31 protein-coding genes are annotated in these 26,703 nt (G+C 61.4%); 18 read left to right on the top strand and 13 right to left on the bottom strand.

Annotated elements, in window-relative coordinates:
* The first annotated feature begins 73 nt into the window (after positions 1-73).
* The 10 genes from degS (at position 74) to AACQ43_RS13635 (ending at position 9,038) form a co-directional block, all read left to right on the top strand.
* On the top strand, positions 74-1,195 hold the full coding sequence (degS, locus tag AACQ43_RS13680; RefSeq protein WP_011707601.1) for an outer membrane-stress sensor serine endopeptidase DegS: 1,122 nt from the start codon (positions 74-76) through the stop codon (positions 1,193-1,195).
* 308 nt (positions 1,196-1,503) lie between these two features.
* On the top strand, positions 1,504-1,866 hold the full coding sequence (locus AACQ43_RS13675) for a transcriptional regulator (protein ID WP_168967628.1): 363 nt from the start codon (positions 1,504-1,506) through the stop codon (positions 1,864-1,866).
* The gene (locus AACQ43_RS13670) at positions 1,867-2,232 is read left to right on the top strand and encodes a glycine-rich SFCGS family protein (RefSeq protein ID WP_011707603.1); all 366 of its coding nucleotides are present in this window, start codon (positions 1,867-1,869) and stop codon (positions 2,230-2,232) included.
* Positions 2,232-2,528, top strand: coding sequence for a DUF4312 family protein (locus AACQ43_RS13665; RefSeq protein ID WP_168967627.1), 297 nt, complete (start codon positions 2,232-2,234; stop codon positions 2,526-2,528). The genes AACQ43_RS13670 and AACQ43_RS13665 overlap by 1 nt, the downstream gene beginning before the upstream one ends.
* A gap of 40 nt (positions 2,529-2,568) precedes the next feature.
* On the top strand, positions 2,569-3,345 hold the full coding sequence (locus AACQ43_RS13660) for a DUF4311 domain-containing protein (RefSeq protein ID WP_016352193.1): 777 nt from the start codon (positions 2,569-2,571) through the stop codon (positions 3,343-3,345).
* A gap of 11 nt (positions 3,346-3,356) precedes the next feature.
* Positions 3,357-4,007 (top strand): DUF4310 family protein, encoded by a 651-nt coding sequence (locus AACQ43_RS13655; RefSeq protein WP_011707606.1) that lies wholly within the window; start codon positions 3,357-3,359, stop codon positions 4,005-4,007.
* 43 nt (positions 4,008-4,050) lie between these two features.
* Positions 4,051-5,190 (top strand): amidohydrolase/deacetylase family metallohydrolase, encoded by a 1,140-nt coding sequence (locus tag AACQ43_RS13650; RefSeq protein WP_168967626.1) that lies wholly within the window; start codon positions 4,051-4,053, stop codon positions 5,188-5,190.
* Positions 5,174-6,289: a DgaE family pyridoxal phosphate-dependent ammonia lyase gene (locus AACQ43_RS13645; RefSeq protein ID WP_168967625.1), complete on the top strand. Its 1,116-nt coding sequence runs from the start codon at positions 5,174-5,176 to the stop codon at positions 6,287-6,289. Before AACQ43_RS13650 ends, AACQ43_RS13645 begins: the two co-directional genes overlap by 17 nt.
* Entirely contained in the window at positions 6,289-7,029 is a 741-nt protein-coding gene (dagF, locus tag AACQ43_RS13640; protein WP_168967624.1) for a 2-dehydro-3-deoxy-phosphogluconate aldolase, read from the top strand. Before AACQ43_RS13645 ends, dagF begins: the two co-directional genes overlap by 1 nt.
* Positions 7,030-7,133: 104 nt before the next feature.
* Positions 7,134-9,038: a BglG family transcription antiterminator gene (locus tag AACQ43_RS13635; protein WP_168967623.1), complete on the top strand. Its 1,905-nt coding sequence runs from the start codon at positions 7,134-7,136 to the stop codon at positions 9,036-9,038.
* Positions 9,039-9,053: 15 nt separating this feature from the next.
* Here AACQ43_RS13635 and npr read toward each other — a convergent pair whose 3' ends face one another.
* From npr to AACQ43_RS13585, 10 genes are all read right to left on the bottom strand, one after another.
* Positions 9,054-9,326: a PTS phosphocarrier protein NPr gene (gene npr, locus AACQ43_RS13630; protein WP_005305943.1), complete on the bottom strand. Its 273-nt coding sequence runs from the start codon at positions 9,324-9,326 to the stop codon at positions 9,054-9,056.
* A 20-nt stretch (positions 9,327-9,346) separates the two neighbouring features.
* Entirely contained in the window at positions 9,347-10,213 is an 867-nt protein-coding gene (gene rapZ / locus AACQ43_RS13625) for an RNase adapter RapZ (protein ID WP_011707611.1), read from the bottom strand.
* Positions 10,214-10,255: 42 nt separating this feature from the next.
* Entirely contained in the window at positions 10,256-10,702 is a 447-nt protein-coding gene (gene ptsN / locus AACQ43_RS13620) for a PTS IIA-like nitrogen regulatory protein PtsN (RefSeq protein ID WP_005305951.1), read from the bottom strand.
* 2 nt (positions 10,703-10,704) lie between these two features.
* Positions 10,705-10,992, bottom strand: a complete 288-nt coding sequence (gene hpf / locus AACQ43_RS13615; RefSeq protein WP_005305957.1) for a ribosome hibernation promoting factor — start codon at positions 10,990-10,992, stop codon at positions 10,705-10,707.
* 21 nt (positions 10,993-11,013) lie between these two features.
* Entirely contained in the window at positions 11,014-12,453 is a 1,440-nt protein-coding gene (locus AACQ43_RS13610) for an RNA polymerase factor sigma-54 (protein WP_146061459.1), read from the bottom strand.
* Between the two features lie 65 nt (positions 12,454-12,518).
* Positions 12,519-13,244, bottom strand: a complete 726-nt coding sequence (lptB, locus tag AACQ43_RS13605; protein ID WP_011707613.1) for an LPS export ABC transporter ATP-binding protein — start codon at positions 13,242-13,244, stop codon at positions 12,519-12,521.
* A 3-nt stretch (positions 13,245-13,247) separates the two neighbouring features.
* Positions 13,248-13,775 carry a lipopolysaccharide transport periplasmic protein LptA gene (gene lptA, locus AACQ43_RS13600; protein WP_168967850.1) on the bottom strand — a complete coding sequence of 176 codons (528 nt, stop codon included), beginning with the start codon at positions 13,773-13,775 and terminating at the stop codon, positions 13,248-13,250.
* Positions 13,762-14,322: an LPS export ABC transporter periplasmic protein LptC gene (gene lptC / locus AACQ43_RS13595; RefSeq protein ID WP_016352199.1), complete on the bottom strand. Its 561-nt coding sequence runs from the start codon at positions 14,320-14,322 to the stop codon at positions 13,762-13,764. Before lptC ends, lptA begins: the two co-directional genes overlap by 14 nt.
* The gene (kdsC, locus tag AACQ43_RS13590) at positions 14,319-14,873 is read right to left on the bottom strand and encodes a 3-deoxy-manno-octulosonate-8-phosphatase KdsC (protein ID WP_011707616.1); all 555 of its coding nucleotides are present in this window, start codon (positions 14,871-14,873) and stop codon (positions 14,319-14,321) included. Before kdsC ends, lptC begins: the two co-directional genes overlap by 4 nt.
* Positions 14,873-15,868 carry a KpsF/GutQ family sugar-phosphate isomerase gene (locus tag AACQ43_RS13585; protein ID WP_043119482.1) on the bottom strand — a complete coding sequence of 332 codons (996 nt, stop codon included), beginning with the start codon at positions 15,866-15,868 and terminating at the stop codon, positions 14,873-14,875. The genes kdsC and AACQ43_RS13585 overlap by 1 nt, the downstream gene beginning before the upstream one ends.
* Before the next feature lie 207 nt (positions 15,869-16,075).
* Here AACQ43_RS13585 and mlaF point away from each other — a divergent pair, with 207 nt between their 5' ends.
* The 7 genes from mlaF to murA are packed head-to-tail and all read left to right on the top strand — an operon-like array spanning position 16,076 to position 20,596.
* Positions 16,076-16,876, top strand: a complete 801-nt coding sequence (gene mlaF / locus AACQ43_RS13580; protein WP_011707618.1) for a phospholipid ABC transporter ATP-binding protein MlaF — start codon at positions 16,076-16,078, stop codon at positions 16,874-16,876.
* A complete protein-coding gene (gene mlaE, locus AACQ43_RS13575; protein WP_011707619.1) occupies positions 16,876-17,655 on the top strand; it encodes a lipid asymmetry maintenance ABC transporter permease subunit MlaE in 780 nt (259 codons plus the stop codon). The genes mlaF and mlaE overlap by 1 nt, the downstream gene beginning before the upstream one ends.
* A 7-nt stretch (positions 17,656-17,662) precedes the next feature.
* Positions 17,663-18,154 (top strand): outer membrane lipid asymmetry maintenance protein MlaD, encoded by a 492-nt coding sequence (gene mlaD / locus AACQ43_RS13570; protein ID WP_101149962.1) that lies wholly within the window; start codon positions 17,663-17,665, stop codon positions 18,152-18,154.
* 9 nt (positions 18,155-18,163) lie between these two features.
* Entirely contained in the window at positions 18,164-18,796 is a 633-nt protein-coding gene (mlaC, locus tag AACQ43_RS13565) for a phospholipid-binding protein MlaC (protein WP_011707621.1), read from the top strand.
* A complete protein-coding gene (locus AACQ43_RS13560; protein WP_016352203.1) occupies positions 18,793-19,065 on the top strand; it encodes an STAS domain-containing protein in 273 nt (90 codons plus the stop codon). Before mlaC ends, AACQ43_RS13560 begins: the two co-directional genes overlap by 4 nt.
* Positions 19,065-19,322 (top strand): BolA family iron metabolism protein IbaG, encoded by a 258-nt coding sequence (gene ibaG / locus AACQ43_RS13555; protein ID WP_005306001.1) that lies wholly within the window; start codon positions 19,065-19,067, stop codon positions 19,320-19,322. Before AACQ43_RS13560 ends, ibaG begins: the two co-directional genes overlap by 1 nt.
* A 17-nt stretch (positions 19,323-19,339) precedes the next feature.
* On the top strand, positions 19,340-20,596 hold the full coding sequence (murA, locus tag AACQ43_RS13550; protein WP_076362004.1) for a UDP-N-acetylglucosamine 1-carboxyvinyltransferase: 1,257 nt from the start codon (positions 19,340-19,342) through the stop codon (positions 20,594-20,596).
* Positions 20,597-20,681: 85 nt separating this feature from the next.
* Here murA and pmbA read toward each other — a convergent pair whose 3' ends face one another.
* Entirely contained in the window at positions 20,682-22,025 is a 1,344-nt protein-coding gene (pmbA, locus tag AACQ43_RS13545; RefSeq protein ID WP_168967622.1) for a metalloprotease PmbA, read from the bottom strand.
* A 113-nt stretch (positions 22,026-22,138) separates the two neighbouring features.
* Between pmbA and yjgA the strand changes: the two genes are divergently transcribed.
* Entirely contained in the window at positions 22,139-22,663 is a 525-nt protein-coding gene (yjgA, locus tag AACQ43_RS13540; protein WP_010635921.1) for a ribosome biogenesis factor YjgA, read from the top strand.
* An 84-nt stretch (positions 22,664-22,747) separates the two neighbouring features.
* On the opposite strand, the gene AACQ43_RS13535 is transcribed toward yjgA, so the two are convergent.
* Entirely contained in the window at positions 22,748-25,831 is a 3,084-nt protein-coding gene (locus AACQ43_RS13535; RefSeq protein ID WP_168967621.1) for a transglycosylase domain-containing protein, read from the bottom strand.
* Positions 25,832-26,047: 216 nt separating this feature from the next.
* Positions 26,048-26,365 (bottom strand): PTS system regulator TmaR, encoded by a 318-nt coding sequence (gene tmaR, locus AACQ43_RS13530; RefSeq protein WP_016352207.1) that lies wholly within the window; start codon positions 26,363-26,365, stop codon positions 26,048-26,050.
* Positions 26,366-26,703 lie beyond the last annotated feature (338 nt).

Below are 26,703 nucleotides of genomic sequence, written 5' to 3'. Positions count from 1 at the left end.
GCCCTCGCCGCGGGTGATTTTTATCCACCGATAGTGTTATTCTCTGCGCGCTGTATGTACGGATGAGAATGACATGAAAATCCCCCCTCTAGTCAGTTACTTGGGCAAGTCTGTCGGCTTCGGTCTCACCGTGGCGGCTCTTCTGTTGCTGCTGTTTCCCAATTTCCGTGGCGGGGCCCAGCTACCCGGCCTCATCACCAATGCCCGTGAACTGAGTTTCTCCTACGCCGCCCACCGCGCCGGGCCGGCGGTCGTCAACATCTATACCCGCAGCTTCGCCCGCAACCAGGGCAATCAGGCCGAACTCAGGCCGCAAGGGCTCGGCTCCGGCGTCATCATGAGCCAGCGTGGCCACGTGCTGACCAACTATCACGTCATCGCCGATGCAGACCAGATCATCGTCGCGCTGCAGGATGGACGGGTATTCAGCGCCGAGCTGGTCGGCTCCGATCAGCTGACCGATCTGGCGGTACTCTACATCGAGTCTGACAATCTGCCGGTGATCCCGCAGGATCCGGAGCGCCTGCCAGACGTGGGCGACGTGGTGCTCGCCATCGGCAACCCCTACAACGTCGGCCAGACCATCACCCAGGGCATCATCAGCGCCACCGGCCGCATCGGCCTCTCCAGCATGGGCCCGGACAGCAACGGCCGGCAGGATCTGCTGCAGACCGACGCCGCCATCAACGAGGGCAACTCGGGGGGCGCCCTGGTCAACGCCCGCGGCGATCTGGTGGGCATCAACACCGCCGCCTACCACCTCAACGGCAACCAGGAGAGCTACGGCATCAGCTTCGCCATCCCCTACAAGCTGGCCAAACGCATCATGGATGAGCTGATCGCCAACGGTCGGGTGATCCGTGGCTACCTCGGCATCTCCAGCGTCGAGATCAACCCCATCGTTGCCCGCATGATGAATCTGGGCGACCTGCGCGGCCTGGTGGTGGAGAGCCTGGATCCCAACGGCCCGGCCACCAGAGGCGGGTTGAAGCGGGGCGACGTGCTGCTCAAGATCAACGGTGAGGCCATCAGCGGCGTACGTACCGCCATGGACAAGATCGTCGAGAGCCGGCCGGGCACCAAGCTCACCATCTCGGTGATCCGTGACGGCAAGCCGCTGGAGGTTGAGGTCACCATCGAAGAGGATCTGCGCTACCAGAACCGGGCCAGCGCGAGTGCCGCCACCGCCAGCTGATCCCGCCAACTCTCTTTGACAGGGGCAGTCAACCGCCCCTGTTTGCTTCCCCCACACTCCCCCATCCGTGAGGCGACTCACAGTTTCCAGCAAGCCTGCTCGGCCCGGCTCGACGGGCCAAGTGCGCCCTCGATCACACAAAGTCGGCCCCGATAGCAGCCCTTTTCCCCTCCATTCCACAAAAATCACCGTTTTCAGCCCAAACGTGCGGGAATTTCCGCTTCGAATCGGAAAAACAGTGCCTCCTCTCTCCTCTACTGCCGGCTTAGGGTAGCGCTATCCCTTCTGCCAGCCTTGGAGAGCAGACCTTGCACACAGAGACCCATGACCAGAACCTGACCCCGGACAGCCCGGCGTTGCTGCGCCAGACCAACCACACGCTGGCGCGCATCCACACCCTGCTCGGCGAGCAGGGCATCCGCCCCAACGAGGTACAGCAGCAGATGCTGGCCTCCCACGTCAAAGCCATGGTGTGGCGCTCCTACAGCGGTGAGTCGCTGCCGGAGGTGGATCTCAGCCTGTTCGAGGAGATCTCCCCCCTCTCCCTGCGCCTGGCCGAACAGGTCGTCGCCTGGCTGGACAAGCTGGCCTATGAAGAGGCCCATCTGCTGTCCGTCCATTTCGAAGTTGCCAAAGAAAACGAACTCAGCTCAGTGAAAGGAGAAAGCTAAATGACAGCCATCAAACTCGTGATCGGTGATCGACTCGGCAAGGGCCAGAAAGTGGGGGCAGGCGCGGAAACCGCCGGTGCCAGCGTGACCATCATCCCCGGCATGGCCGCCGACATGAAGCTCGGTGACGTGATGAACAAGGAGCAGGCGGATCTCGGCATCTCCTTCTGCGGCAGCGGCGGCGCCGGTGCCATCACGGCGCAGACCAAGTACGGCTACAAGTGCCGTTACGGCATGCGCTCCATCGAAGAGGGCGTGACCGCCATCAACGAAGGGTGCGTGGTGCTGGGCTTCGGCTTCATGGACAAGGAAGAGCTGGGTCAGAAGCTGATCGAAGCCTTCGCCAAGAAACACGGACGCGCCTGATGAAAGAGGACTTCACCACCCAGGTCATGGTCAGCGGCAAGGGGTCGACTCGCCAGCAGGCGTTCTCCGCCGCCCTCAGCCAGGTGCAGCCAACGCTGCTCAAGGACAACCCGCGGGTGATGCTGCGCATCGAGCCGCTCGAGGTGCAGGTGCTCAAGGCCGAAGAATCGGTCCGGGTGGAGAAGTTCCTGTTCTTCTTCCTGCCGCGCCAGCGCCGCGAATTCCGGGTCCAGCTGGCGATCACGGTCAAGGTCACCAGCCTGGATGCCGAGCAGGTGGCGTTCACCCTGGTGTGACGCCGCCCGCGGGTACCACCCCACAAGAAGGATACGTTGGATGTTTCTAATCATATTTATCAAGTCACTCATCATCGGCGGCCTGGTAGGCGTCGGGGTGGGGGCCGGCGCGGCACGGATGTTCCACGCGCCGACCGTGCAGGGCATGGGAGCCTTCCGTACCCTGGGTGAGCTCAACTCCTGCGAAGGGGACCCCGCCTCCCACTTCTCGTTTGGTCTGGGCTTCTTCTTCAACGCCTGGGCCTCCACCGTGGCAGCAGGCGCCTTCACCCAGGATGTGGATCACCGCATCATTCCGCACTGGGCCACGGCGGCACTGCTGTTCAAGAACCGGGATCTCGCCACCACCCTGCACGACCCGAAGAAGATGGCCATCGCCGGCGGCATCATAGGTGCCATCGTGGTCGCCTTCCTCAACAGCACGGCCGCCGCCGTACCGGCCGCATTGCAGGTCACCGCGGTCAAGGTGCTGGTACCGGCCGCCAACCTGCTGGTCAACACCGTCATGCCGGTGATCTTCTGGCTGGCCGCCATCGAGGCGGGCAAGAAGTCCGGTTTCTGGGCCACCATCTTCGGCGGTCTGGCCCAGCTCATCATGGGCAACGCGGTACCGGGCCTGGTGCTCGGCATTCTGATCGGCAAGGGCGTAGAAGAGAGCGGCTGGAACCATGTCACCAAGGTGATGATGGCGGCTATCGTCCTGCTGTTCGTGCTGAGCGGCTTCTTCCGCGGCTTCGACATGAAACTCATCGAGTCCTTCCATCTGGGTGTTCCCCTGTGGCTGGAAAACGTCCATAACCTGCTGAGCGGCAAATAAGGGGTCACACCGTGGATGAGAAACTGAAAAACAACTTCTGGTACGCCGACTGGTCCTTCCCCATCTTCGTCGGCCTGCTCTCGGCCGGGGTCTTTGCCGGTACCCACATGTTCTATCTGTACGGGGTCGGCGCCTTCAACGAGGTGGCCTTCGTCGCCATGCTCAAGGCCGGCATGGACACCGGTGCCTACGGCGCGGTGGCGGCCTTCGGCGCCAGCTTCCTGTTTGCCCGCATCATCGAGGGCTCCCTGGTGGGGATCCTGGATATCGGCGGCGCCATCCAGACCGGGGTCGGTCTCGGCGTGCCCGCCCTGCTGCTGGGGGCTGGCATCGTCTATCCGGTGGAAAACTTCGGTGCCTCGCTGGCAACCGGCATGGGAATTGGTCTGGCCATCGGCTACGTGATCATCCTGGCGCGCAAGTTCACCATCAACCAGAGCAACTCCACCTACGGCGCAGACGTCATGATGGGGGCAGGCAACAGCTCGGGCCGCTTCCTCGGCCCCCTCATCATCCTCTCCGCCATGGGCGCCTCGATTCCGATCGGTATCGGTTCCCTGCTGGGTGCGCTGCTGTTCTACGTGTGGGGCAAACCCATCACCGGCGGTGCCATCCTGGGGGCCATGCTACTCGGCACCTTCTTCCCGGTTGCGCTTGCATAACCATCCGCCGCCCTGCGGGGCGGCGCTCGAGAGGCCATCTAGCATGTACGACATGATCATCAAAGCGGGGCGCCAGGGAGATGGCCAGCTCGTCGATATCGCCATCCAGCAGGGCAAGATAGCCGCCATCGGCACCCTGCCGGAGACGACCGCGGCGCAGCAGAGCCTGGATCTCGGCGGCCGGATGCATGTGAGCGCCGGCTGGATCGACGGCCACACCCACTGCTATCCCGCTTCCCCCCTCTATCACGATGAGCCGGACAAGGTGGGCGTGGAGTCCGGCGTCACCACCGTCATCGACGCCGGCAGCACCGGGGCCGACGACGTGGATGACTTCCAGCGTCTCGCCGCCGGTTGCAAGACCCGGGTGCACGCCCTGCTCAACATCTCCCGCATCGGCCTGCTGCGCCAGAACGAGCTGGCCGACAGCCGGGACCTCGACATGGATCTCGCCTCGGCGGCCATAGCCCGCCACCCCGGCTTCATCGTCGGCATCAAGGCGAGAATGAGCGGCAGCGTGGTGGGTGAGAACGGCCTGCAGCCGCTGCGCATGGCCAAGGCACTGCAACAGGCCCACGGTCGGCTGCCGCTGATGGTGCACGTGGGCAACACGCCGCCGGATCTGGACGAGATCGTCGCCCTGCTGGGCGATGGCGATCTGCTGACCCACTGCTTCAACGGCAAGCCCAACCGCATCCTGACCCCGGCCGGCGAACTGCGCCAGGCGGTGCGCGAGGCAATGCAACGGGGCCTCTTGCTCGACATCGGCCACGGCGGCGCCAGTTTCAGTTTCGAGGTGGCGGAGCTGGCCATTGCCCAGGGGATCCTGCCCCGCACCATCAGCTCCGACATCTACTGCAAGAATCGCATCAAGGGGCCGGTCTACAGCCTGGCCCACGTGATGTCGAAGTTTCTCGCCATCGGCATGACCCTGGAGCAGGTGCTGGCCTGCGTCACCCACCATGCCGCCGATGCCCTGCGCCTGTCCGGCAAGGGGCGACTCGAGGTGGGCGCCGCTGCCGACCTGACCCTGTTCGAGGTGAGCAGCGGCCCCACCCTCTTTACCGATACCGAAGCCGGCGCCCGCAATGGCGATCGGCAGTTGCTGCCCCTCGCCGCCCTGGTCGGTGGCGAACTGGTTCTGACTCACTATGGGAAATCACACCATGCCTTCTGTGTATGAGAAATATCAGCTCAAACCGGTGATCAACGCCTCCGGGCGCATGACCATTCTCGGCGTCTCCACCCCCGAACAGGAGGTGGTCGACGCGGTCAACTTCGGCCTCGGCCACTACTTCGAGGTGAAGGATCTGGTCAACAAGACCGGCGCCTATCTGGCCGGCTTGCTGGACGTGGAAGATGCGGTGGTGGTCTCCTGCGCCAGCGCCGGCATCGCCCAGTCGGTGGCCGCCGTGATCGTGCGCGGCGACCCTTACCGCCTCGAGCAGTTGCACGCCCATGCCCACCATGTGCCGAGCGAAATCGTGCTGCCCAAGGGACACAACGTCAACTTCGGCGCCCCGGTCGGCACCATGGTCAACCTGGGTGGCGGCAAGGTGGTGGAGGCCGGCTACGCCAACGAGTGCTCTGCCGCCCAGCTGGCCGCCGCCATCAATGCCAACACAGCAGCCATCCTCTATATCAAGTCTCACCACTGCGTGCAGAAGAGCATTCTGTCGGTGGCCGAGGCAGCCGAGGTGGCCAAGGCCCACGGGCTCCCGCTCATCGTCGATGCGGCGGCCGAGGAAGATCTGCGTCTCTACTACAACCAGGGCGCGGATCTGGTCATCTACAGCGGCGCCAAGGCCATTGAAGGGCCCACCAGCGGCCTGGTGCTCGGCAAGCGCCAGTACGTGGAGTGGGTCAAGCAGCAGGCCAACGGCATCGGCCGTGCCATGAAGGTGGGCAAGGAGGGGATCCTCGGCCTCACCCACGCCATCGAGCGCTATCTGGCCAAAGAGAAGGAGAGCGGCGCCGCCATGGTCGCCAAGATGACCCCCTTCATCGAGCGCCTCAACCAGTTGCCCGGCATCAGCGCCAAGGTGGTGTGGGACAGCGCGGGGCGCGACATCGCCCGCACCGACATCGCCTTCGACCACCAGCAGATCGGCATGACCACGGTACAGCTGGTAGCCCGCCTGCAGCAGGGCACGCCTGCCATCTACTGCCGTTGCTACAAGGCCAACGAGGGGCACCTCGAGATAGATGTGCGCAGCGTCACCGTGCCCCAGCTCGACCAGATCCATGCCGCCATTGCCCACCTCATTCAGGAGAACAACTGATGTCTTTGACTCCCAATTACTACCGCGATCGGGTCTGCCTCAACGTGCTGGCCGGCTCCCGACAGAATGCCGTCGACATTTATGAGGCCGCCGAGGGCCACGTGCTGGTCGGTGTGCTCTCCAAAAACTACCCGGATATTCCCTCCGCAGTTGCTGATATGAAGGAGTACGCCAAGCTTATCGACAACGCCCTCTCCATCGGGCTGGGGGCCGGTGATCCACGCCAGTCCGCCATGGTGGCCGAGCTGGCCTGCCAGCTGCAGCCCCAGCACGTCAATCAGGTGTTCACCGGCGTCGGTGCCAGCCGGGCGCTGCTGGGCCAGTCTGATACCCTCGTCAATGGCCTTGTCTCCCCCACCGGCACGCCGGGGATGGTGAAGATCTCCACCGGTCCCCTGAGTAGCCAGCAGCCTGACGGCATCGTCCCCATCGACACCGCCATCGCCCTGCTCAAGGACATGGGCGGCAGCTCGGTCAAGTTCTTCCCCATGGGCGGGCTGACCTGCCGCGCCGAGTATCAGGCGGTGGCCGAGGCCTGTGCTCGCCACGGCTTCTGGCTGGAGCCCACCGGCGGTATCGACCTGGACAACTTTGAAGAGATAGTACGAATCGCGCTGGATGCCGGTGTCGAGAAGGTGATCCCCCACGTCTACAGCTCCATCATCGACAGCGCGAGCGGTCAGACCCGTCCCGAGGACGTGCGTACTCTGCTGACCACGGTGAAGCGGCTGCTGGCCTGACGGCCCTCAGGCACCGGTCCGATCACTGACCGGTGCCTGGCTTGTTAATGACCCGCTTGTTAACATCGATGTTTCATTCCGCGACAGGAGTCCGTTCCCCCCTCATGATCAAGCTGCCCCACCCCAGATTCCATCAACTGCTCCTCCTGCTCCACGCCGAGCCGCTGCCGCAGGAGGAGCTGGCCCGCCGCCTCAGTGTCTCCACCCGCACCGTGCGCACCGACGTGGCGACCCTGAACGAGATCATCGCCACCCGGGGCGCCCACCTGATCCACCAGCGCGGCAGCGGCTATCAGCTCAAGATCTACAACCAGGAGCTGTTCGCGGCGCTGCTGGCGGCCCAGGAGCAGGAGAGCGGGCTGCCCCGTACCAGCCGCGAGCGGGTACTGCACCTGCAGATCCTGCTGTTGACGGCGGAGCAGGGCATCAAGCTCGACGAGCTGGCGGACACCTGGTATCTGAGCCGGGCGGCACTGCAGGGGGACATGGCAGAGGTACGGGAGCGGCTCGCCCACTTCGGGCTCGCCATCGACAGCAAACCCAGGCAGGGGATGCGGATCCAGGGGGGCGAGACGGCCATCCGCGCCTGCCTCACCCAGTTGCTCTATCAGGAGCTGCTGCACAGCAACCCGCTGCAGAGCCTGCTGCCCAACCTCTGCCCCAGCAAGACGCTGGAGGTAGTGGGCAATCACATCCACGAGCAGCTCGGCCGTCATCAGCTGCGCCTGGCCGATGAGAGCCTGCAGCAGCTCGCCATCTACTGTGCCGTCGCCCTGCTGCGCCAGGCGGCCGGCCATGAGCTGCGCCAATGCACCAGCGAGGATCTCACGGCGCCTCTGCTGGCGGTTGCCCGCGACATCTATGGCGAGCTGCCGACCCTGACTCCGCCGGGGGAGGAGGAGATAGCCTGTCTCGCCATCCAGATCCAGGCCCGCCTCACCGCCGATGCCCCTCAGCTCAGCCCGGCCATGGCGGCCGAGAGCGAACAGCTGGTGGAGCATCTGCTGGCCTACATCCACCAGCACTACCCCTATGACCTGCGCGGCGATCTGCAACTGCGAGCCGACCTGCAGACCCATATCAGCGCCATGCTGCTGCGGGTCAAATACCAGATCGGCAGCCACAATCCGCTGGCGGACCACATCAAGCAGTACTACCCCCTCGCCTACGACATCACGCTGGCGGCCATCTCGGAGTGGATCAGGCAGACTCCCTATCGGCTGACCCACCACGAGATAGGCTATCTGGTGATCCACATCGGGGTCGGGTTGGAGCGCCACTACGACATCGGTTACACCCGCCGCCCTCAGGCGCTGCTGCTATGCGATGCGGGCAATGCCACCTTCCGGGTGCTGGAGGCCCGGATCAAGCGGGAGTATCCCCAGTTGCAGCTGACCATGCTGGAGTCGGTACGGGATTACGAAGGGCTGACGCGGATCGAGCAGGATTTCGTCATCAGCACCGTCAAGGCCGGCGAGAAGAACGTGCCCGTGGTGCAGGTCGCCCCCTTCCCGACCCAGTACCAGCTGGAGCAGCTCGGCAAGCTGGTGCTGGTCGATCGCACCCGCCCCTACCTGCTCGACAAGTACTTCGATGCCGACCACTTCATGGTGGTCACCGAGCCGCTCAGCCAGGCGGCGCTGTTTGATCGCATCTGCAGCCAGCTGGAGGCGGAGGAGCTGGTGGAGAGCGGCTTTCGGGGATCATTGCAGGAGCGGGAGCGGATAGTCTCCACCATGCTGGGGGACGGCATTGCCCTGCCCCACTCCCTCGGCCTGCTGGCTCGCCGCACCCTGGTCTATACCGTGCTGGCCCCGCAGGGGATCGACTGGGGCAACGGCGAGAGCGCCACCCTCGTCTTCGTGCTGGCCATCGCCAAGGCCGACTACGAAGAGGCGATGGGGCTCTACGAGCTGTTCCTGGCGCTGATGAACGAAAAAGCCAGCAGGAGTCTGCTGGCTTGTCGGGATTTTGCCGCCTTCAAGGCGCTGGCACGCAGCGCACCTTGAGCATGCCGAGGGTCGTTACTCCTCGTTGAAGCCCGAGGTGAACAGCGCTACCACGGCGGCCAGGGCCTCCACTTCCTCGGGCCCCTCCACCTGGACTTCCACCTGCTTGCCCTGGGCCGAGTCCAGCATCAACAGGCCGATCACGCTGTCCGCGTCGGCTTCGACCCCCTCTTCATTGCGCAGCAACACGTGGGCATCGAACCCCTGCACCAGCTCGAACAGCATCATGGCCGGTCTGGCATGCATGCCCAGTTTGTTTTTCACTTCCACCGAGGCTGAGACGGTCATCTGATCTTCCTATTGGTCCATCAAAATTGCGGCGCACTCTTGTCGAGGGTGCGGTGGCGGATCTGGACGTTCTTGCCCAGCAGGCGGAAGGCGCCGGCCAGCTGCTCGGCAATGAACACCGATCTGTGCTGGCCACCGGTGCAACCGATACCGACTGTCACATAGCTGCGATTGTTGCGCTCCAGATGGGGCAACCAGGTCGCCAGCATGTTCTCGATCTGCAGGATGAACTGCATCACGTCGGGCTGGCTGGAGAGGTAGCGGGCCACCGGTTCATCCTTGCCAGTGAAGGGTTTGAGCTCGGGGATCCAGTGCGGATTTGGTAGGAAGCGGGCGTCGAACACGAAGTCGGCATCCTTGGGAATGCCGTACTTGAAGCCGAACGACTCGAACACCAGCACCAGCTCGTTCTCCTTCTTGCCGAGCACCCGGGTCTTGATGAGCTCGCTCAGGTCGTGAATGCTGAGGTTGGTGGTATCGATGCGCAGGTCGGCCGTCGAGGAGAGCGGCGCCAGCAGGTGGGTCTCCTCCCGTATCGCCTCATCCAGCGACAACTGATTGCGTGACAAGGGGTGCAGCCGGCGGCTCTCGCCGTAGCGCTTGAGCAGGGTGGAGTTTTCCGCATCGAAGAAGAAGCTCGAGAACTCCACCCGCCCCTCGTTGCGAACCTGGGCCAGCAGGGTTTCCAGCTTGTCCGGGCTCGCCGGCAAGTTGCGCACGTCGATGCTGACCGCCAGCTTGTCATACTGGCTCTCGACCGAGACGATCAGCTGGGGCAGCAGGTTGACCGGCAGGTTATCCACGCAGTAATAACCGAGATCCTCCAGCACACGCAGGGCAACTGTCTTGCCCGAGCCGGAGCGCCCACTCACCACTATTAATTGCATCTTGTTCCCTCACCGCTTGGCGTCATTGCAAGGGCCTGCATCTCAGGCCGATGTCATGATCTGATAGAGTTCTTCATCGCTGGTTGCCTGGCGCAACTGGCGGCATACCGCCTTGTCGCCCAGTTTGGATGCCATCAGGGAAAGGGTCTTGAGGTGCTGCTTGCACTCGCTTTCCGGCACCAGCAGGGCGAACAGCAGGTCAACCGGTTGATTGTCGATGGAATCGAAGGGGATCGGCTCTGCGAAGGTCATCAGGATGGCGGTCGGCGGAAACTCGTCGCCAATCCGGCCGTGGGGAATGGCGATACCGGCACCGATCCCGGTACTGCCCATTTTTTCTCGCGCCAGCAGGCACTCGAAGAGCACCTGACGAGAGGTCCCCAGGCGCTCAGCGGCTAACTCGCTGATGATCTCCAGGGCGCGTTTCTTGCTGGTACAAGGGACCGCACTTTTGGTGCAGTCCCGACTCAGTATGTGTTCAAGTTGCATGGTTATTTTTGATTTAACTTATCTTTGTGCTTGATGATCTGCCGATCCAGCTTGTCCAGCAGGGTATCAATCGCAGCGTACATGTCGGCATGCTGCGAGTTGGCGAACACCTCACCCCCGCTGACATGCAGCTTGGCTTCGGCGATCTGGTTCAGTTTTTCTACGCTCAACACCACATGAACATTGTTGATGTGGTCAAAGTGACGCTCGAGTTTGGCAAATTTGTTGTTCACATAATCACGCAGAGCTTCGGTGATCTCGACATGGTGTCCGGTCAGGTTAATTTGCATAACGTCTTCCTTTTGTTTTGCCTAAACCAGGCGTTTGCGCTGATTGGATGGCGGGATCAACAAGGATTCACGGTACTTTGCGATCGTGCGTCTCGCCACCATAATACCCTGTTCGGCCAGCAAATCCGCGATCTTGCTATCACTTAGCGGCTTGGCGGGATTCTCCGCCGTCACCAGCTTCTTGATGAGCGCGCGAATTGCGGTCGATGAGCACTCTCCTCCTCCCTCCGTATTGACATGACTGGAGAAAAAAAACTTCAGTTCGAAGATGCCGCGCGGCGTATGCATGTACTTCTGGGTCGTGACCCGCGAGATGGTCGACTCGTGCATCTCCACCGCTTCGGCGATGTCGTTGAGCACCATGGGTTTCATGGCCTCTTCACCGTATTCGAAAAAGCCCTGCTGCTGCTCGACGATGCAGCTGGCCACCTTGAGCAGGGTGTCGTTGCGGCTCTCCAGGCTCTTGATGAACCACTTGGCTTCCTGCAGGTGGGAACGGATGAACTGGGTATCCTGGCTGGTGCGAGCCTGACGGGCCATGGCGGCATAGGTCTCGTTGACCCGGATGCGCGGGGCCGAGTCCGGGTTGAGCTCGACCACCCACTTGTTGCCCTTCTTGACCACGGAAACATCCGGGATCACGTACTGGGATTCACTCTGGATAACGCCGTTGCCGGGTCTCGGCTCCAGCTGCTGGATCAAATCCAGCACCTCCTTGAGGTCGCTCTCCTTGAGCCGGGTCTTGCGCGCCAGGGTGCGGTAGTCGCGATTGCCGAGCAAATCCATGTGCTCGAGGATCACCTCCTTGGCCTCGTGCAGCCAGGGCAGGTCCGGGGAGTATTGGCCCAGCTGGATCAGCAGGCACTCCTGTACCGAGCGGGCGGCAATGCCGACCGGATCGAAGTGCTGCACTCGCTTGAGCACGGCCTCCACCTCATCGAGCTCCACCTCGACATCCTCGCTGCTTACCGCAGTCTGGATATCTTCCAGCGACACCGTCAGGTAACCGGATTCGTCGATGGCGTCGATGATGGCGAGGGCGATGGCGGCATCCACGTCGCTGAACGGCGTCAGGCGCATCTGCCACAGCAGATAATCCTGCAAGTTTTCGGTGGTTTCGCCCTGATAGATGCTGTCTTCACCGTCGTGGATCGGGCCCGCGCTCTGAGCCGTGCCGGCCGAGTAGACCTCTTCCCAGGTGGTATCTACCGGCAGTTCGTCCGGCATGTTGTCCTGGGACATCGCATCGCTGGAGTCAAGTTGGCTGGCATCGACCGGCTCTTCCGGGCTGGTCTCCTGCACATCATTTTCCTCTTGCTCCAGCAAGGGGTTGTTGTCGAGCGCTTGCTGAATTTCCTGCTGGAGTTCCAGAGTGGAGAGCTGGAGCAGACGAATCGCTTGTTGTAATTGCGGCGTCATGGTCAGGGACTGGCCGAGACGCAACTGTAATGTCGGCTTCATCTACGTCGGGATATCCTTATGTTCAGCGAGGCAGTCGTCACAGGAAATGAAGAGATGCCCCCTTACTATAGACTGAATTGATCGCCCAAATAGACGCGCTTGACCTGTTCATCGGCCAGTATGTCGGCCGGTGCACCTTCGGCAATCATCTTGCCGTGGCTGACGATATAGGCCTTCTCACATACGTCCAGAGTCTCTCTGACGTTGTGGTCGGTGATCAAGACGCCCAGGCCTCTATCTTTGAGATGCTGGATGATCTTCTTGATGTCTATCACAGAAATGGGGTCGACCCCGGCAAACGGCTCATCCAGCAGGATAAAACGCGGCTCCGCAGCCAGTGCCCGGGCGATCTCGACCCGGCGCCGCTCCCCACCCGACAGGCTCTGCCCCAGGCTGTCACGGATATGGGTGATGTTGAACTCTTCCAGCAGTTGTTGGACCTTGTCCTCCCGCTCTTCGCGGCTCAGCCCCTTGCGCGTCTGCATGACCCCCATCAGGTTGTCGAACACCGACAGGCGACGGAAGATGGAGGCCTCCTGCGGCAGATAACCGATGCCGTTGCGGGCACGGATATGCATGGGTTGCAGACTGATGTCCTGATCATCGATGGTGATGAGGCCGGCATCACTCTGCACCAGCCCCACGATCATGTAGAAGGAGGTGGTTTTGCCGGCGCCGTTCGGGCCTAAAAGCCCGACGATCTGGCCGGTCCCCACTTCCAGGCTCACATCGCTCACTACCATGCGGCGCTTGTAACTTTTTTGCAGGCCGGCTGCTTTCAACACTGCCATGGTTTATTTTCCCTGCTTCTTCTGGTCGGCCGGCTTGTCGAAATTCTCTACCTGATCCGGCAGGAACACTGTCTTGACCCGCTGGTTCGGGGTCTTGCTCTCGGCAATCATCTTCTGTTTGACGATGTCGTAACGGATCAGGTCGCCATTGACCTGGCTATCTTCCTGCTTGAGCTGACCGTTGCCGGTGATGGTCACCAACCGGTTTTTCAGCTCATAACGGATGCTGTTGCCATGGGCATTGACCGGCTTGCCGTTGTCCAGGATCTGGAAGAAGGTGGCAGGCTTGCCATAGGCCGTCATCACCTCGGCCCCCTTCTCGCCGGAGCGGATCACCACCACCTTGTCCGCCTTGATCTTGATGGTGCCCTGAGTGATGGTCACATCCTGCTCGAAGGTGATGCGGTTGTCCTGCATCTCGGCCACCTGCTTGACCGCATCCACATAGACCCTCTCGGCAAAGTCGGACTCTTTGGCGCTCACGGTGCCGCACAGCAGCAGGGCCGCGAGGGCCAGATTAGCGTTTTTCATTGAAATAGATGGCATGGCCCTGATCCAGTAATTCAAAATATTTGCGTTCCAGATGACCCTTCAGGCCAACGCCCTCGGTCTGGAAATCCTTACCCACTATGCTGACCTGCTGATTGCTTCTCACGTTCTGGGTCACCAAATCCAGCTCCAGATAGGGGGTATCCAGCGTGGAGATGAAAGAGGTGGGCAGCAAGCCGTCCAGATGCACCTTGTCCCGCAGGATCACGTTGTCATCGGTGTTGAGCACCCCGGTATCGGCAGTGACCTTCCACTCGGGCTCGCCCTGCTTGTCGAACATGTAGACCACCGGCTTGTCAAAAGTGGCCTGCTCGAGGATCTGGTAGTACTCCGCGTAGCGGGACTCCAGCCGCTCGGTGCGACGGCCTTCGACATCGAAGCGGGTCGTCACCAGATTCTTGGCGGTGAAGTCCGGCTGATAATTCTCCACCTTGGTGGTCGGCTCCGGCGCCAGTTCGATGTCGCCGAGCTGCCAGGCGGCCAGCGCAACCAAGAACAGCAGGGCGAACAACAGGGTCTGTCTGCTCATACCGAGGCCTCTGGCTGATAGTCACCCAGCCCCTGGGCCTGCAAAATGAGATCGCACACCTCGCGCACGGCGCCAACACCGCCGGCCAGCCGGGTCACCATGTCGGCCCGCGCCAGCACCAGCGGATGGGCATCGGCCACGGCGATGCCGAGGCCACAGGCCTGCATCACCGGCAGATCGATGGTGTCATCGCCGATGTAGGCCGCCTGCTCGGGGGTCAGTGCCAGCTTGCTCAGCAGCGCCTCGAAGTGGGGCAGCTTCTGATCCGCCCCCTGCACCAGATGCTGCACCCCCAGGCTCTTCATCCGATCGCTGACGATGCGGGAGTTGCGCCCGGTGATGATAGCAATCTCGATCCCGGCGTTGAGCAGCGCTCGCATGCCGGCACCGTCGCGGGTACAGAAGGTCTTCAGCTCTTCGCCGTCATTTCCCATGTAGATGAGGCCGTTGGAGAGCACCCCGTCCACATCGCACACCAGCAGGCGGATCTGCGCCGCCTTCTCAAACTGGCTGCGCGTCACCGGACCATAGAGGGTCGGTACGTTTTGCATCAAATTACTCCGGCTTTCAGCAGGTCATGCATGTTGAAGGCCCCCAGCGGGCGCTTGTCGCCATCCACAACCAGTAATCCGTTGATCTTTCTGGTTTCCATCAGTTTGACGGCCTCGGCAGCCATCATCTCCGGTCCCACGGTAACACAGTTGACCGTCATCACGCGGCTGATCGGGGTGTGGTGGATATCCACCTGCAAGTCCAGAATGCGGCGCAGGTCGCCATCGGTGAACAGGCCGGCCAGGCGGCCATTGGCATCGGCCACAGCCGTCATGCCGAGCCCCTTGCGACTCACTTCCAGCAGTGCCTGGCTGATGGTGGCATCTATCCCCACCTGGGGCAACAGCTCACCGCTGTGCATCAGATCGCCGACCCGCAGCAGCAGCCGCTTGCCAAGGGAACCACCCGGGTGAGAGAGGGCGAAATCGTCGGCGGTAAAGCCGCGGGCTTCCAGCAGGGCCACCGCCAGCGCATCTCCCATTACCAGAGTTGCCGTGGTGCTGGATGTGGGCGCCAGCCCCAGAGGGCAGGCTTCTTTCTCTACCTTGATGCACAGGTGCACGTTGGCTTCTTTCGCCATGGTGGAGGCCGGGTTGCCGGTCATGCAGATGAGCGGGATGCCGCGGCGCTTGAGCACTGGCAACAGGGCCAGGATCTCGTCACTCTCACCGGAGTTGGAGATGGCGATGATGAGATCGCCGCCGGAAATCATCCCCAGATCGCCGTGGCTGGCTTCACCCGGATGGAGGAAGAAGGCGGGAGTACCGGTGCTGGCCAGGGTGGCCGCAATCTTGCTTCCGACATGACCTGACTTGCCCATGCCGGTGACCACTATCTTGCCACTGCAGCGCAGTATCATCTCGCACGCCTGATCGAAGGCATCGTTCAGGTACTGGTAGAGTCCATCAATCGCTTGTTTCTCGATGTCCAGCACGGTACGGGCGCTGCGACGAAAATCGAACAGTTCAGACACTTTTTCAGACTTTACAGACATAAAGGCACAGCTCCGGGCTGAAATTTGCTGCGGGATTATAAAAAAGTCTGTCGAGATAAGCGAATCGGATACTTCCCGACCGGAAAAGAGAGACAATTGGTTACAAAAAACTGTCGCGCGTCTGGACAGGCAGGCTGTTCAATAGTTGTTCCTTGCTGTTGCTTAGACCTAGACTAGCCCATAAAATTCGCTCTTCATTTACACCGGATGGACAATTGTTTGAACGATGACCTGATCACCATCTCCGACCTGACCTTCAGTCACGGAGATCGGCTGTTATACGACGGGATAAACCTGACCATTCCCCGTGGCAAGGTCACTGCGGTCATGGGCCCCAGCGGCATCGGCAAGACTACCTTGCTGCGGTTGATCGGCGGCCAGCTCAAGCCCGAATCCGGTCATATCCTGTTTGACGGGGAAGATATCCCCACCCTCTCCCGTTCGCGCCTGTACGAGGTGCGCAAGCGGATGAGCATGCTGTTCCAGAGCGGCGCCCTGTTTACCGGCATGACGGTGTACGACAACGTGGCCTTCCCGCTGCGCGAGCACTCCGGCCTGCCGGAAGAGCTGATCCACACCATCGTCATGATGAAGCTGCAGGCGGTGGGCCTGCGCGGCGCGGCAAGACTGATGCCGTCCGAGCTCTCCGGCGGCATGGCCCGGCGCGCGGCGCTGGCCCGCTCCATCGCGCTGGATCCGGACCTCATCATGTATGACGAGCCGTTCGTCGGCCAGGATCCCATCACCATGGCGGTGCTGGTGAAGCTCATCAAGGATATGAACGATGCCCTCGGCATCACCTCCGTCATCGTCACCCACGACGTGAAAGAGGTGCTGAGCATTGCCGACTACGCCTACATCATCGCCAACCGCAAGGTGGTGGCGCACGGCACGCCGGCCCAGCTGCGCGAGGAGCACAATCCCGAGGTCGAGCAGTTCCTGAAAGGATTGCCCGACGGTCCTGTTCCGTTTCATTTTCCGGCAGGCGACCTGCTACAGGATCTCTGATGTTGACAAGCCAGGTAAGCAAACTGGGGCGAAGCGGGGTGCGATTCATCAGCGCCATCGGCCGCGCCACCATCATGTTGTTTCACGCGTTGGCGGGCAAACCCGCGCCGCGCAAGCACTTCCCGCTGCTGGTGCAGCAGTTGTATGTGGTCGGGGTGCAGTCGGTCGCCATCATTCTGGTGTCGGGGCTGTTCATCGGCATGGTGCTCTCGTTGCAGGGCTACAACGTACTGAAAGACTTCGGTGCCGAGCAGAGTCTGGGGCCGCTGGTCTCTCTTTCCCTGCTGCGGGAGCTGGGCCCCGTGGTGACCGCGCTGCTGTTTGCCGGACGCGCCGGCTCGGCCCTCACCGCCGAAATTGGCCTGATGAAGGCCACCGAACAGCTCTCCAGCCTGGAGATGATGGCGGTAGACCCGCTGCGCCGGGTCGTCGCGCCGCGCTTCTGGGCCGGGGTCATCAGCATGCCGCTGCTGGCCTTCATGTTCAGCCTGATCGGCATCTTCGGCGGCAAGCTGGTCGGCGTCGACTGGCTGGGGGTGGACGAAGGCAGCTTCTGGTCCGCCATGCAGGCCTCCGTCGACTGGCAGGATGACATCATGCAGGGCGCCATCAAGAGCCTGATCTTTGCCCTGGTGGTCACCTGGATTGCGCTCTTTAACGGTTATGATGCCAAGCCGACCTCGGCCGGGATTAGTCAGGCCACGACCCGTACCGTGGTCCACTCCTCCCTGGCCGTGCTCGGCCTGGATTTTATACTCACCGCAGTCATGTTTGGATAAGGTAAAGATGAAGTTCAGCAAAGTAGAATTCCTGGTTGGCACCTTCATGCTGGCCGGCATCGGTGCCATTCTGGCGTTGGCACTGCAAGTGGCAGGTTTGAGTTTCAAACCGGAAGGAGAAACCTATACCCTGCGCGCCCATTTCGATAATATCGGCGGCCTGAAAGTACGCTCACCGGTCAAGGTGGGCGGCGTGGTCGTCGGTCGGGTCAGCGACATCACTCTGGACGCCAAGAGCCAAGTGCCGATCGTCTCTTTGCAGATGCAAAAGAGCGCCGGTGAGTTCTCCGAGACCAGTACTCTCTCCATCCTGACTTCGGGGCTGCTCGGCGAGCAATACATAGGCCTGATGCCCGGCTTTACCGATGAGGAGATGGGCACCAGCATGCTCAAGGATGGCGACATGATTGAAGACACCAAATCCGCCATTGTGCTGGAAGATCTGATTGGCAAGTTCCTCTACAGCCAGTCTTCCGACACCAAATCAGACAGCAAGTAAGGAGTAGCTATGTTCAAGAAGATCGCCCTGCTGCTGGGCCTGATGACCAGCATGCTGTTTTCCCTGACAGCACAAGCCACCGATGCCACCGACCCCTATGCCCTGGTGGATCAGGCGGCCAAGCAGACCTTCGCCCGCCTGAAGGCTGATCAGGCTCAGGTGAAGAGCAATCCGGATCACCTGCGGGTGATCATCCGCGAAGAGCTGCTGCCCTACGTGGACAACCGCTTCGCCGCCTACAAGGTGCTTGGCAACCAGATCAAGCAGACCACCCCGGCCCAGCGCGACGCCTTTGTCGAGGTGTTCACCGAGTACATGGTGAGCTCCTACGCCGACGCCCTGGCCCATTTTGACAAGCAGACCGTCAAGGTCGAGCCGGGCAAGGCCGCCGGTGACAGCAACATCACCGCCGTCAACGTCAGCGTGAAAGAGGCCGGCAAGCCGGACATCTTCCTCGAGTTCAAACTGCGTAAGAACAACAAGACCGGCGAATGGAAAGCCTTCGACATGGTCGCCGAAGGGATCAGCCTGCTCTCTGCCAAGCAGAACGAGCTGGGCGGCCTCATCCGCCAGAACGGCATCGATGCGGTGATCGCCCAGCTGCGCGCCCACAATGCCAAGCCGCTGGTACTCAAGAAATGAGACTGAGCGGCGAGCTGCAGGCGGCCCAGGTCGTTGAGTTGTGGCAACGGCGGGCCGACTGGTGGCAGGAAGACCAGATCGAGCTCGGCGACGTCACCACCCTGGATTCAGCAGGGCTTGCCCTGCTGGTCAAATGGGCCAAAGCCGCTCTGGCACGAGGCGCCACACCGCAACTGGTGGGCGCCTCCACTGATTTTTATACTCTGGCCAACCTGTACGGGGTGGCCGGATTGTTTCAGTCAACCCCGCTCACAACTGAGGACGCATAATGCAAGTCTCTGAAATTGAAGCGATACTCCTCGAGGCTCTGCCATTGTCCGAAGTCCATGTCAAAGGGGACGGCAGTCACTACCAAGTGATCGCCGTCGGCGACATGTTTGACGGCATGAGCCGGGTCAAGAAGCAACAGGCCATCTATGCCCCGCTGATGGACAAGATCGCCAGCAACGCCATTCACGCACTCTCCATCAAGGCTTTTACCGATGCCGAGTGGAAACGCGAACGTAAATTCCTACTGCCCTCCTGATTTGGTATCAAACGTAAATGGACAAATTCAAGATCGATGGTCGTTGTACTCTCAACGGCGAAGTGACCATCTCTGGCGCCAAGAACGCCGCTCTGCCGATCCTGTTCGCCACCCTGCTGTGTGATGAGGAGATCCACCTCTCCAACGTGCCGCGTCTGAAAGACGTGGGCACCACCATCAAGCTGCTGGAGATGCTGGGCGCCACCACCAAGGTGAATGGCAACGTCACCGTACTGACCGGCGCGGTGAACAACCATGTCGCCCCCTACGAGCTGGTGAAGACCATGCGCGCCTCCATCCTGGCGCTGGGCCCGCTGGCCGCCCGCTTTGGCGCGGCTGACGTCTCCCTGCCTGGTGGCTGCGCCATCGGCGCCCGTCCGGTCAACCTGCACGTGCACGGTCTGGAGCTGATGGGCGCCAAGATTGCCATCGAAGATGGTTACATCAAGGCTCGTGTCGACGGCCGCCTGAAGGGTGCCCACATCCTGATGGACATGGTTTCCGTCACCGGTACCGAGAACCTGATGATGGCCGCCACCCTGGCTGACGGCCGCACTGTGATTGAAAACGCCGCACGCGAGCCGGAAGTGGTCGATCTGGCCAACTTCCTCAATGCGCTGGGCGCCAAGATCCAGGGTGCGGGCACCGACACCCTGACCATCGACGGTGTCGAGCGTCTGCATGGAGGCAGCTACAGCGTCCAGCCAGACCGTATCGAAACCGGTACCTTCCTGGTGGGTGCAGCGGTCACCGGCGGCAAGATCACCTGCCGCAAGACCGATCCGACCCTGCTGGAAGCGGTACTGGTCAAGCTGGAAGAGGCTGGCGCCCTGATTGAGAAGGGTGAAGACTGGATCACCCTCGACATGACCGGTCGTACCCTCAAGCCGGTCACCATCAAGACCGCCCCCTACCCGGCCTTCCCGACCGACATGCAGGCCCAGTTCACCGTGCTGAACGCGGTAGCCAAGGGCACCGGCATGGTCACCGAGACCATCTTCGAGAACCGCTTCATGCACGTGCCTGAGCTGGTCCGGATGGGCGCCGACATCGAACTGCAGGGCAATGTTGCCATCTGCCGCGACACCCAGCAGCTCAAGGGTGCCCAGGTGATGGCGACCGATCTGCGCGCCTCCGCCAGTCTGGTGCTGGCCGGCTTCGTCGCCGAAGGCTCCACCATCGTCGATCGCATCTACCACATTGACCGTGGCTACGAAGACATCGAGCAGAAGCTGCAAGGCCTTGGCGGCCGCATCGAGCGCATCAAGGGCTGATTGCCGCCCCTGAACACGCCGATACAAAAAGGCCCCTCGCACTGCGAGGGGCCTTTTTCATGGCTGCAATTCGCTGATGCCGGGATCAGTGACCGGCCAGCTTCATGCTCTCGACCAGCACCGAGCCGGTCTTGAGGCTGGAGCGCTCATCTTCGTCGCTGCCCACCGCCACGATATGGCTGAACATCTCGGCCAGATTGCCGGCGATGGTGATCTCTTCGACCGGATAGGCTATCTCGCCGTTCTCCACCCAGAAACCGGCAGCGCCGCGGGAGTAGTCGCCATTGACGATATTGACTCCCTGCCCCATCAGTTCGGTCACCAGCAGGCCGGTGCCCATCTCCTTGAGCATGCCATTGAAATCCTGGCCGGTGCTGGAAACCTGCCAGTTGTGGATGCCGCCGGTGTGGCCCGTGGTGGTGAGCCCCAGCTTGCGGGCCGAGTAGGAGGTAAGTAGCCAGCTCATCAGCTCGCCATTGCGCACAATGTCCATGTCGCGGGTCAACACGCCTTCACCATCGAACGGGGTACTGGCGAGTCCCCCCAGCAGGTGGGGAAACTCCTGGATGGTGAGCCACTCGGGCAGGATCTGCTTGCCCAGCTTGTCCAGCAGGAAGCTCGACTTGCGGTAGAGATTGCCACCGCTGATGGCCATCACCAGATGACCCCACAGACCGGCCGCCGTATCGGGATGGAACAGCACGGGAGCGTGGCGAGTGCTGATCTTGCGGGCCCCCAGGCGAGAGAGGGTGCGCTCCATCGCCTCGTCGGCGATGCGCTGCGGGCTCCAGAGTCCGTCCAGGGTACGGCTGGAGGAGTAGCCGTAATCCCGCTGCATGTCGCCATCCTGCTCGCCGATCAGCACGCAGCTCAGGGAGTTGCGCGATGCCGCGTAGCCTTTGACGAAGCCATGGCTGTTGCCATACACCTTGATGCCAAGATGGCTGGAGAAACCGGCGCCGTCGGAGTGTTTGATGCGGGCATCGCGGCCCAGCGCCAGTCGCTCACACTCGATGGCCAGTTCGATGCCGCGCTGCGGATCCAGCTCGATCGGATGACACAGTTGCAGATCCGGGGCATCCCAGGCCAGCAGCTCGGCATCAGCCAGACCGGCGCACGCATCCGGCGAGGTGTGCCGGGCAATCTCCATGGCCGCTTCGACGGCGGCACGAATGGCCGACGGGCTCAGATCCGTGGTGGAGGAGGAACCCTTGCAGCCATCGCGATAGACGGCGATGCCGAGCGCCCCGTCCTTGTTGAATTCGATGCTTTCCAGTTCACAACCCCGGGTGTTCACCGACAACCCGGTCTGCTTGCTGATGGAGACTTCGGCAAGCCCGGCCCCCAGTCCCTTGGCAATCTCCAGGGCCTCGGCAACTACGGCTTCAAGATGGGCTTGATCCTGGCGGATTTGGTCTTGCTGATCCATAACTCACATCTGTATGAAGGAAGGAAAGGGGCTAAGCATATCAGACCCCTGCGCCCAGCGGGAGAAGCTGGTAACATATCCACCAAACGTGAATGACAGGAATCAAGAGACCGATGAGTCAATATCAAGACGACAACGAGTGGGAAGACTGGGGCCCCAGCAAAAGCCAGCTCAAGCGCGACGCCGAAGCCTTGCAAAAGATGGGGGAAGAGATCGTCTCCCTCAGCCACAGCGAGCTGGAGAAGATCCCGCTGGATGAAGAGTTGGCCGAAGCAGTCGAGCTGGGCCGCAAGCTCAAGCCGAAGAAAGACGAGTCTTTCCGTCGCCACCTGCAGTTCATCGGCCGGTTGATGCGCAGCCGCGATGTGGAGCCCATCGTCGAGGCGCTCTCCATCATCAAGAATCGCCACTCCACCGTAAACGCCCGCCTGCACCGGCTGGAACAGTGGCGTGAGCGGCTGATCAATGAAGGTGACAGCGCCCTCAACGAGCTGATGTCCCAGTTCCACGAGCTGGACCGCCAGAAGCTTCGCCAGCTGATCCGCACCGCCAACAAGGAGCGAGAGCTGAACAAGCCGCCGGTGGCCTATCGCGAGATGTACCAGTATCTGCGCGGCGAGATCGAAGATCTGCTGTAAGTGATGACTCACCTTCGCCGACCGGCGATGAACAGTACGAAATAAAACGGGGCCGATATGGCCCCGTTTTCGTGTCGCCGCAGCTCAGCTGCCCGCCATGCACTGGGTGTGAGTGCCTGGCTGCAGATACGGCATCAGCAGCGGGGCCATCCCCTTGAGTACCTGCACCGGCAGGGCCGAGGTGAAGCGGAACTTGTCGGACTGGCTACCCGGCACATAGGCCGTCAGGGTGCCGAAGTGATCCTCTCCCAGATAGAAGACGAAGGTGGCGGTCCGGTTGCGAGCCAGCGAGCTGGTCACGTTGCCGTAGCGGCCGACCGTTTCAATCCGGTTGTCGCCCGTCCCCGTCTTTCCCCCCATCTGCAGCACGGTACCGTCCGGCAGGGCGAAGGCACCGGCAATCCGTCTGGCCGTGCCCCCTTCCACTACCTTCGACAGCGCGTTGCGCAGCGCGGTGGCCACCTCGACCGGCAGTACCCGGGTCCCCTCGGTCTGCGCTGGCTGGAACTCGGTTTCAAACGGCGTGCCCTTGGCAAACGACAGATGCTCGATGCGCAGGGTCGGTGCACGAATGCCGCCGTTCTGGATGATCCCCATCAGCTCGGCCAACGCAGCAGGGCGGTCACCCGAGCTGCCCAGGGCCGTTGCCAGCGACGGCACCAGGTGATCGAACGGGTAGCCCAGTCTGGCCCAGCGTTGATGGATGTCGAGGAAGGCCTCGACCTCCAGCATGGTGCGGATCCGGCTGTCGCGGGCGCTGCGGTGGCGAGTCTTGAACAGCCAGCTGTAGACCTCTTGCCGCTCGTCCCGGCTCGCCTCGACAGCATCGGCGAAGGTCGCCTTGTCGAACTCCTTGAGATAGGAGAGCAGCCACAGCTCCAGCGGGTGCACCCGGGCGATATAGCCTTGATCCGGCAGCGAATACTTGCCGGGACCATAGCTGGTATAGAGCTGCTCGATACGACGATCGCTCAGCTTCTCCCGCGGCAGACGCTTCGCCAGGAAGGCCGCAAAAGTCTCCTGCGACGCATCCGGCATCAGGTAGCGGTGTACGGCGGCCAGGCGCACGGCGCTGGGCTTGAGACCATCCAGGAAGGTATCAAGCTGTTCATCCGCAGTCTTGCCACGGTATTTGCGCCAGAAGCGCAGCAGATAGGTCTGCCCCTCTTTATCCGCAAACTTGGCCAGATACTCGGTACGGCGCGGATCCTTGTCATCCTTGAGCAGCTGGGCACGGTTGCCCTCCCGGTAGAGGCTGTAGCGGACGATGTCACGCATCAGGCGCACGAAGGGCAGGTTGATGGACTCGCGCAGCGCGTCGCGAATGGCCGGAATGCGGCCATTGTCCTCACGCCGGAAGTTGTTGAAGGTGTGCATGCCGCCACCGGTGAAGAATCCCTCGTTCGGACTGGCGGAGTATTTGCGATCGAGCGCCGCCTCCAGCATGGGTGGCAGGCTCTTGTCCTTGGCGGTCATCAGGTAGGAGACGGCCCAGCGGCTGATGTTGTCCTGCTCCGATACCTCTATCTTGCGCAGGCTCTCGGCCGACATGTCCGCGTAGTTGTCGTGCAGCTCGGAGACGATCTCCAGGTAGGTGGTCAACACCCGCAGCTTGGCGGTTGACCCCAGCTCCAGCTTGCTACCCTCGTTGATATCGAACGGCTGATCCGTGTTGTCGGTCTGCACCCGCACCTTGAAGCCCTGCGGGGACTTCTCGAACAGCGTGAAGCTGTATTTCACGTCTCCCGTCTTCTCCGGCGAGAGCAGGCGCTCACCAAACAGCCCGACCTGGGCTGCAAATGTCGGATCGGCCAGCTGCTGCAGGTAGCGAGAGACCTCGTTTTGCAGCGGCATGTTGAGGCTGGTGTCGGCCGTCAGATCGAGCCGGTCCAGATCATAGAGCTGCACCCCGAGCTGGCGGCTCAGACGGGTGCGGGCAACTTGCAGACCCTTGTTGTTGTTGACCTTGGTCACCGCCGGGGACTGCAGGAAGTCACGGAACGAGACCCTGGCCTTCAGCGCGGCCTCCATCAGCGGCGGCGTGATCATCCCTTCCTGTACAAACAGCCGTAGATAGCTGTCGGTCAGGGTCGCCAGTGCATCGCGCCCCTGCGCCAGATAGTAGGAGGGGCGGCGATGGGCAATCATCAGCGAGACCACCTGGCGCAGCGCCAGGCCCTGCTCCGCCAAAGAGGCATCCTGGTTGCGCGCAGGGTCCAGCAGCCGGTTTACCTCGTCCACATTGGCGCCAAACCATACCCAGAGACCATCCCCCAGGCCGTGTACCTCCCCATAGCCAGGAGCTGCAGAGAGCGGGACCGAGTTGAGATAGGCCCAAGCGACCAGCTTGCGCGCCTCCAGCGTCTTGGGCCCCAACCGGTAGGCCCGCACACTGGCGGACGCCATCTGGCGGATCTTCTCGGTGGGTGACAGCGTCAGGCCATCCGGCGAGTGGCGATACTTCTCGACCTGAGTCGCCAGCGTACTGCCGCCGGCCGACTGATCCTGCATATCGAGCGCCTTGCCGACCTGGGACATGGCCGCCTTGGCAAAACGGGGCCAATCTACGGCCGGGTTGGCCAGCGGCTGTTCATTGCTGAGCAGGTCGCGGTTCTCGATGAACAGGAGCGACTGGATCACCAGCGGCGGGATGGAGGCAAAATCCGGGTAATAGTGGGTCGGATACTTGAATTGATAGAAGGGCTCCGCCCGGCAGTCGTGCAGAGTCAGGCCGGCTTGCACCTTCTCGGTATAAGGCACGAAAAAGCCGCGACTGGCATAGTCATACAAGGCATCGGAGAAATGTACCTGCTCGCTGACCTGATAACCCCGTTGCAGCAAGCGCTCCTGCATCATGGGCAACAGCACATAACCGAGCCGCTTGTCGAAGGGACCGTCTTCGGGGAAGGCAATCTGCTTGCTGGGGCCCGGTTCAACCTGATAGGTCAGCTTGGCCGCATAGCGGGAGATCTCCTGCGACTGCAGGCGGGAAGTCTGCATCTCATAACCGACCAGAGCAATCACCGCAGCCAGGCACAGCAAAAAGAAAAAGCAGAACAACCAGCGCCACCAGGAACGACGCTTGCGCTTGTACTTGCCGTCCGCGCTTGGGACAGATGAATCCTGAGATGCCACTTTGTTCAAATCCGTCTGTTCTGATGCGCCCATATCAGCCCCACCATGGTTGCGCAATTTATTGTGTTTCACTCAAGCTTAGTCGTTTCAAGTCAATGGCTTGAAAACTATTGACCGCTTTGTAGTGATGGTAACAGGGCGATCATAAAAAGGGGAGCCGATTGTTGCAGCGCGGTGAGAGATCCGAGCTGATGACTGAAAGCAAAACACCGGCCTATGGCCGGTGTTTTGATAAGACTGGGAGCAGGCTTATTTGCTGGAGCTCATCGCCTTGAGCTTGGTGCTCAGCTCTTTACGCTCTTTGGACAGCTCGGCATTCTTGATGATGTGGTCGTCCACACGCTCTTCATAATCAGCCCGCATGTTGGCGATGATGGCTTGCACCTCATCGATGCTCATACCCGGTTTGATGTAATCGCTCAGGTTGTCGAGCAGCAGCACACGCTTCTGGTTGTCACGGACCTTCTTCTCGTTGTCCGCAATTTCACGCTTGAGTTTGTTCTGACGACGGGACATACGCACATATTCCAGTACATCACTGAAGGTGGACTTGTTTACTTGTTCCATATCGATACCACTGACGTAAGGTTGATAAAAGCAGGCCAAGTTGCATCCGTACTAAAGAAACCAACATGAGAAAGTACGGGCCAACCCAAGATGCCTTTACTCTACCGAGTTATGAGGCAGATACAACCCTAATTGCAGGGCTGACGCCGGGTTTCGGCACGAGAGAGCCGAGTGAACAACAGGGTAGAAAGCAGCACAGGATCTCCATCCGAAAGGATATTTCAGGGGTGAGATAAGACGAATTTCAGACAATAAAAAACCCCGCTCAGATGAGCGGGGTTTCTCGTGTTGGGTGCCTGGCAGTGTCCTACTCTCGCATGGCGAATGCCACACTACCA

Origin of the sequence: Aeromonas sp. DNRA1 (genome assembly GCF_963888745.1) — a bacterium.
Taxonomy (GTDB): domain Bacteria; phylum Pseudomonadota; class Gammaproteobacteria; order Enterobacterales; family Aeromonadaceae; genus Aeromonas; species Aeromonas hydrophila.
This window is presented reverse-complemented; position numbering and strand designations above follow the sequence as displayed.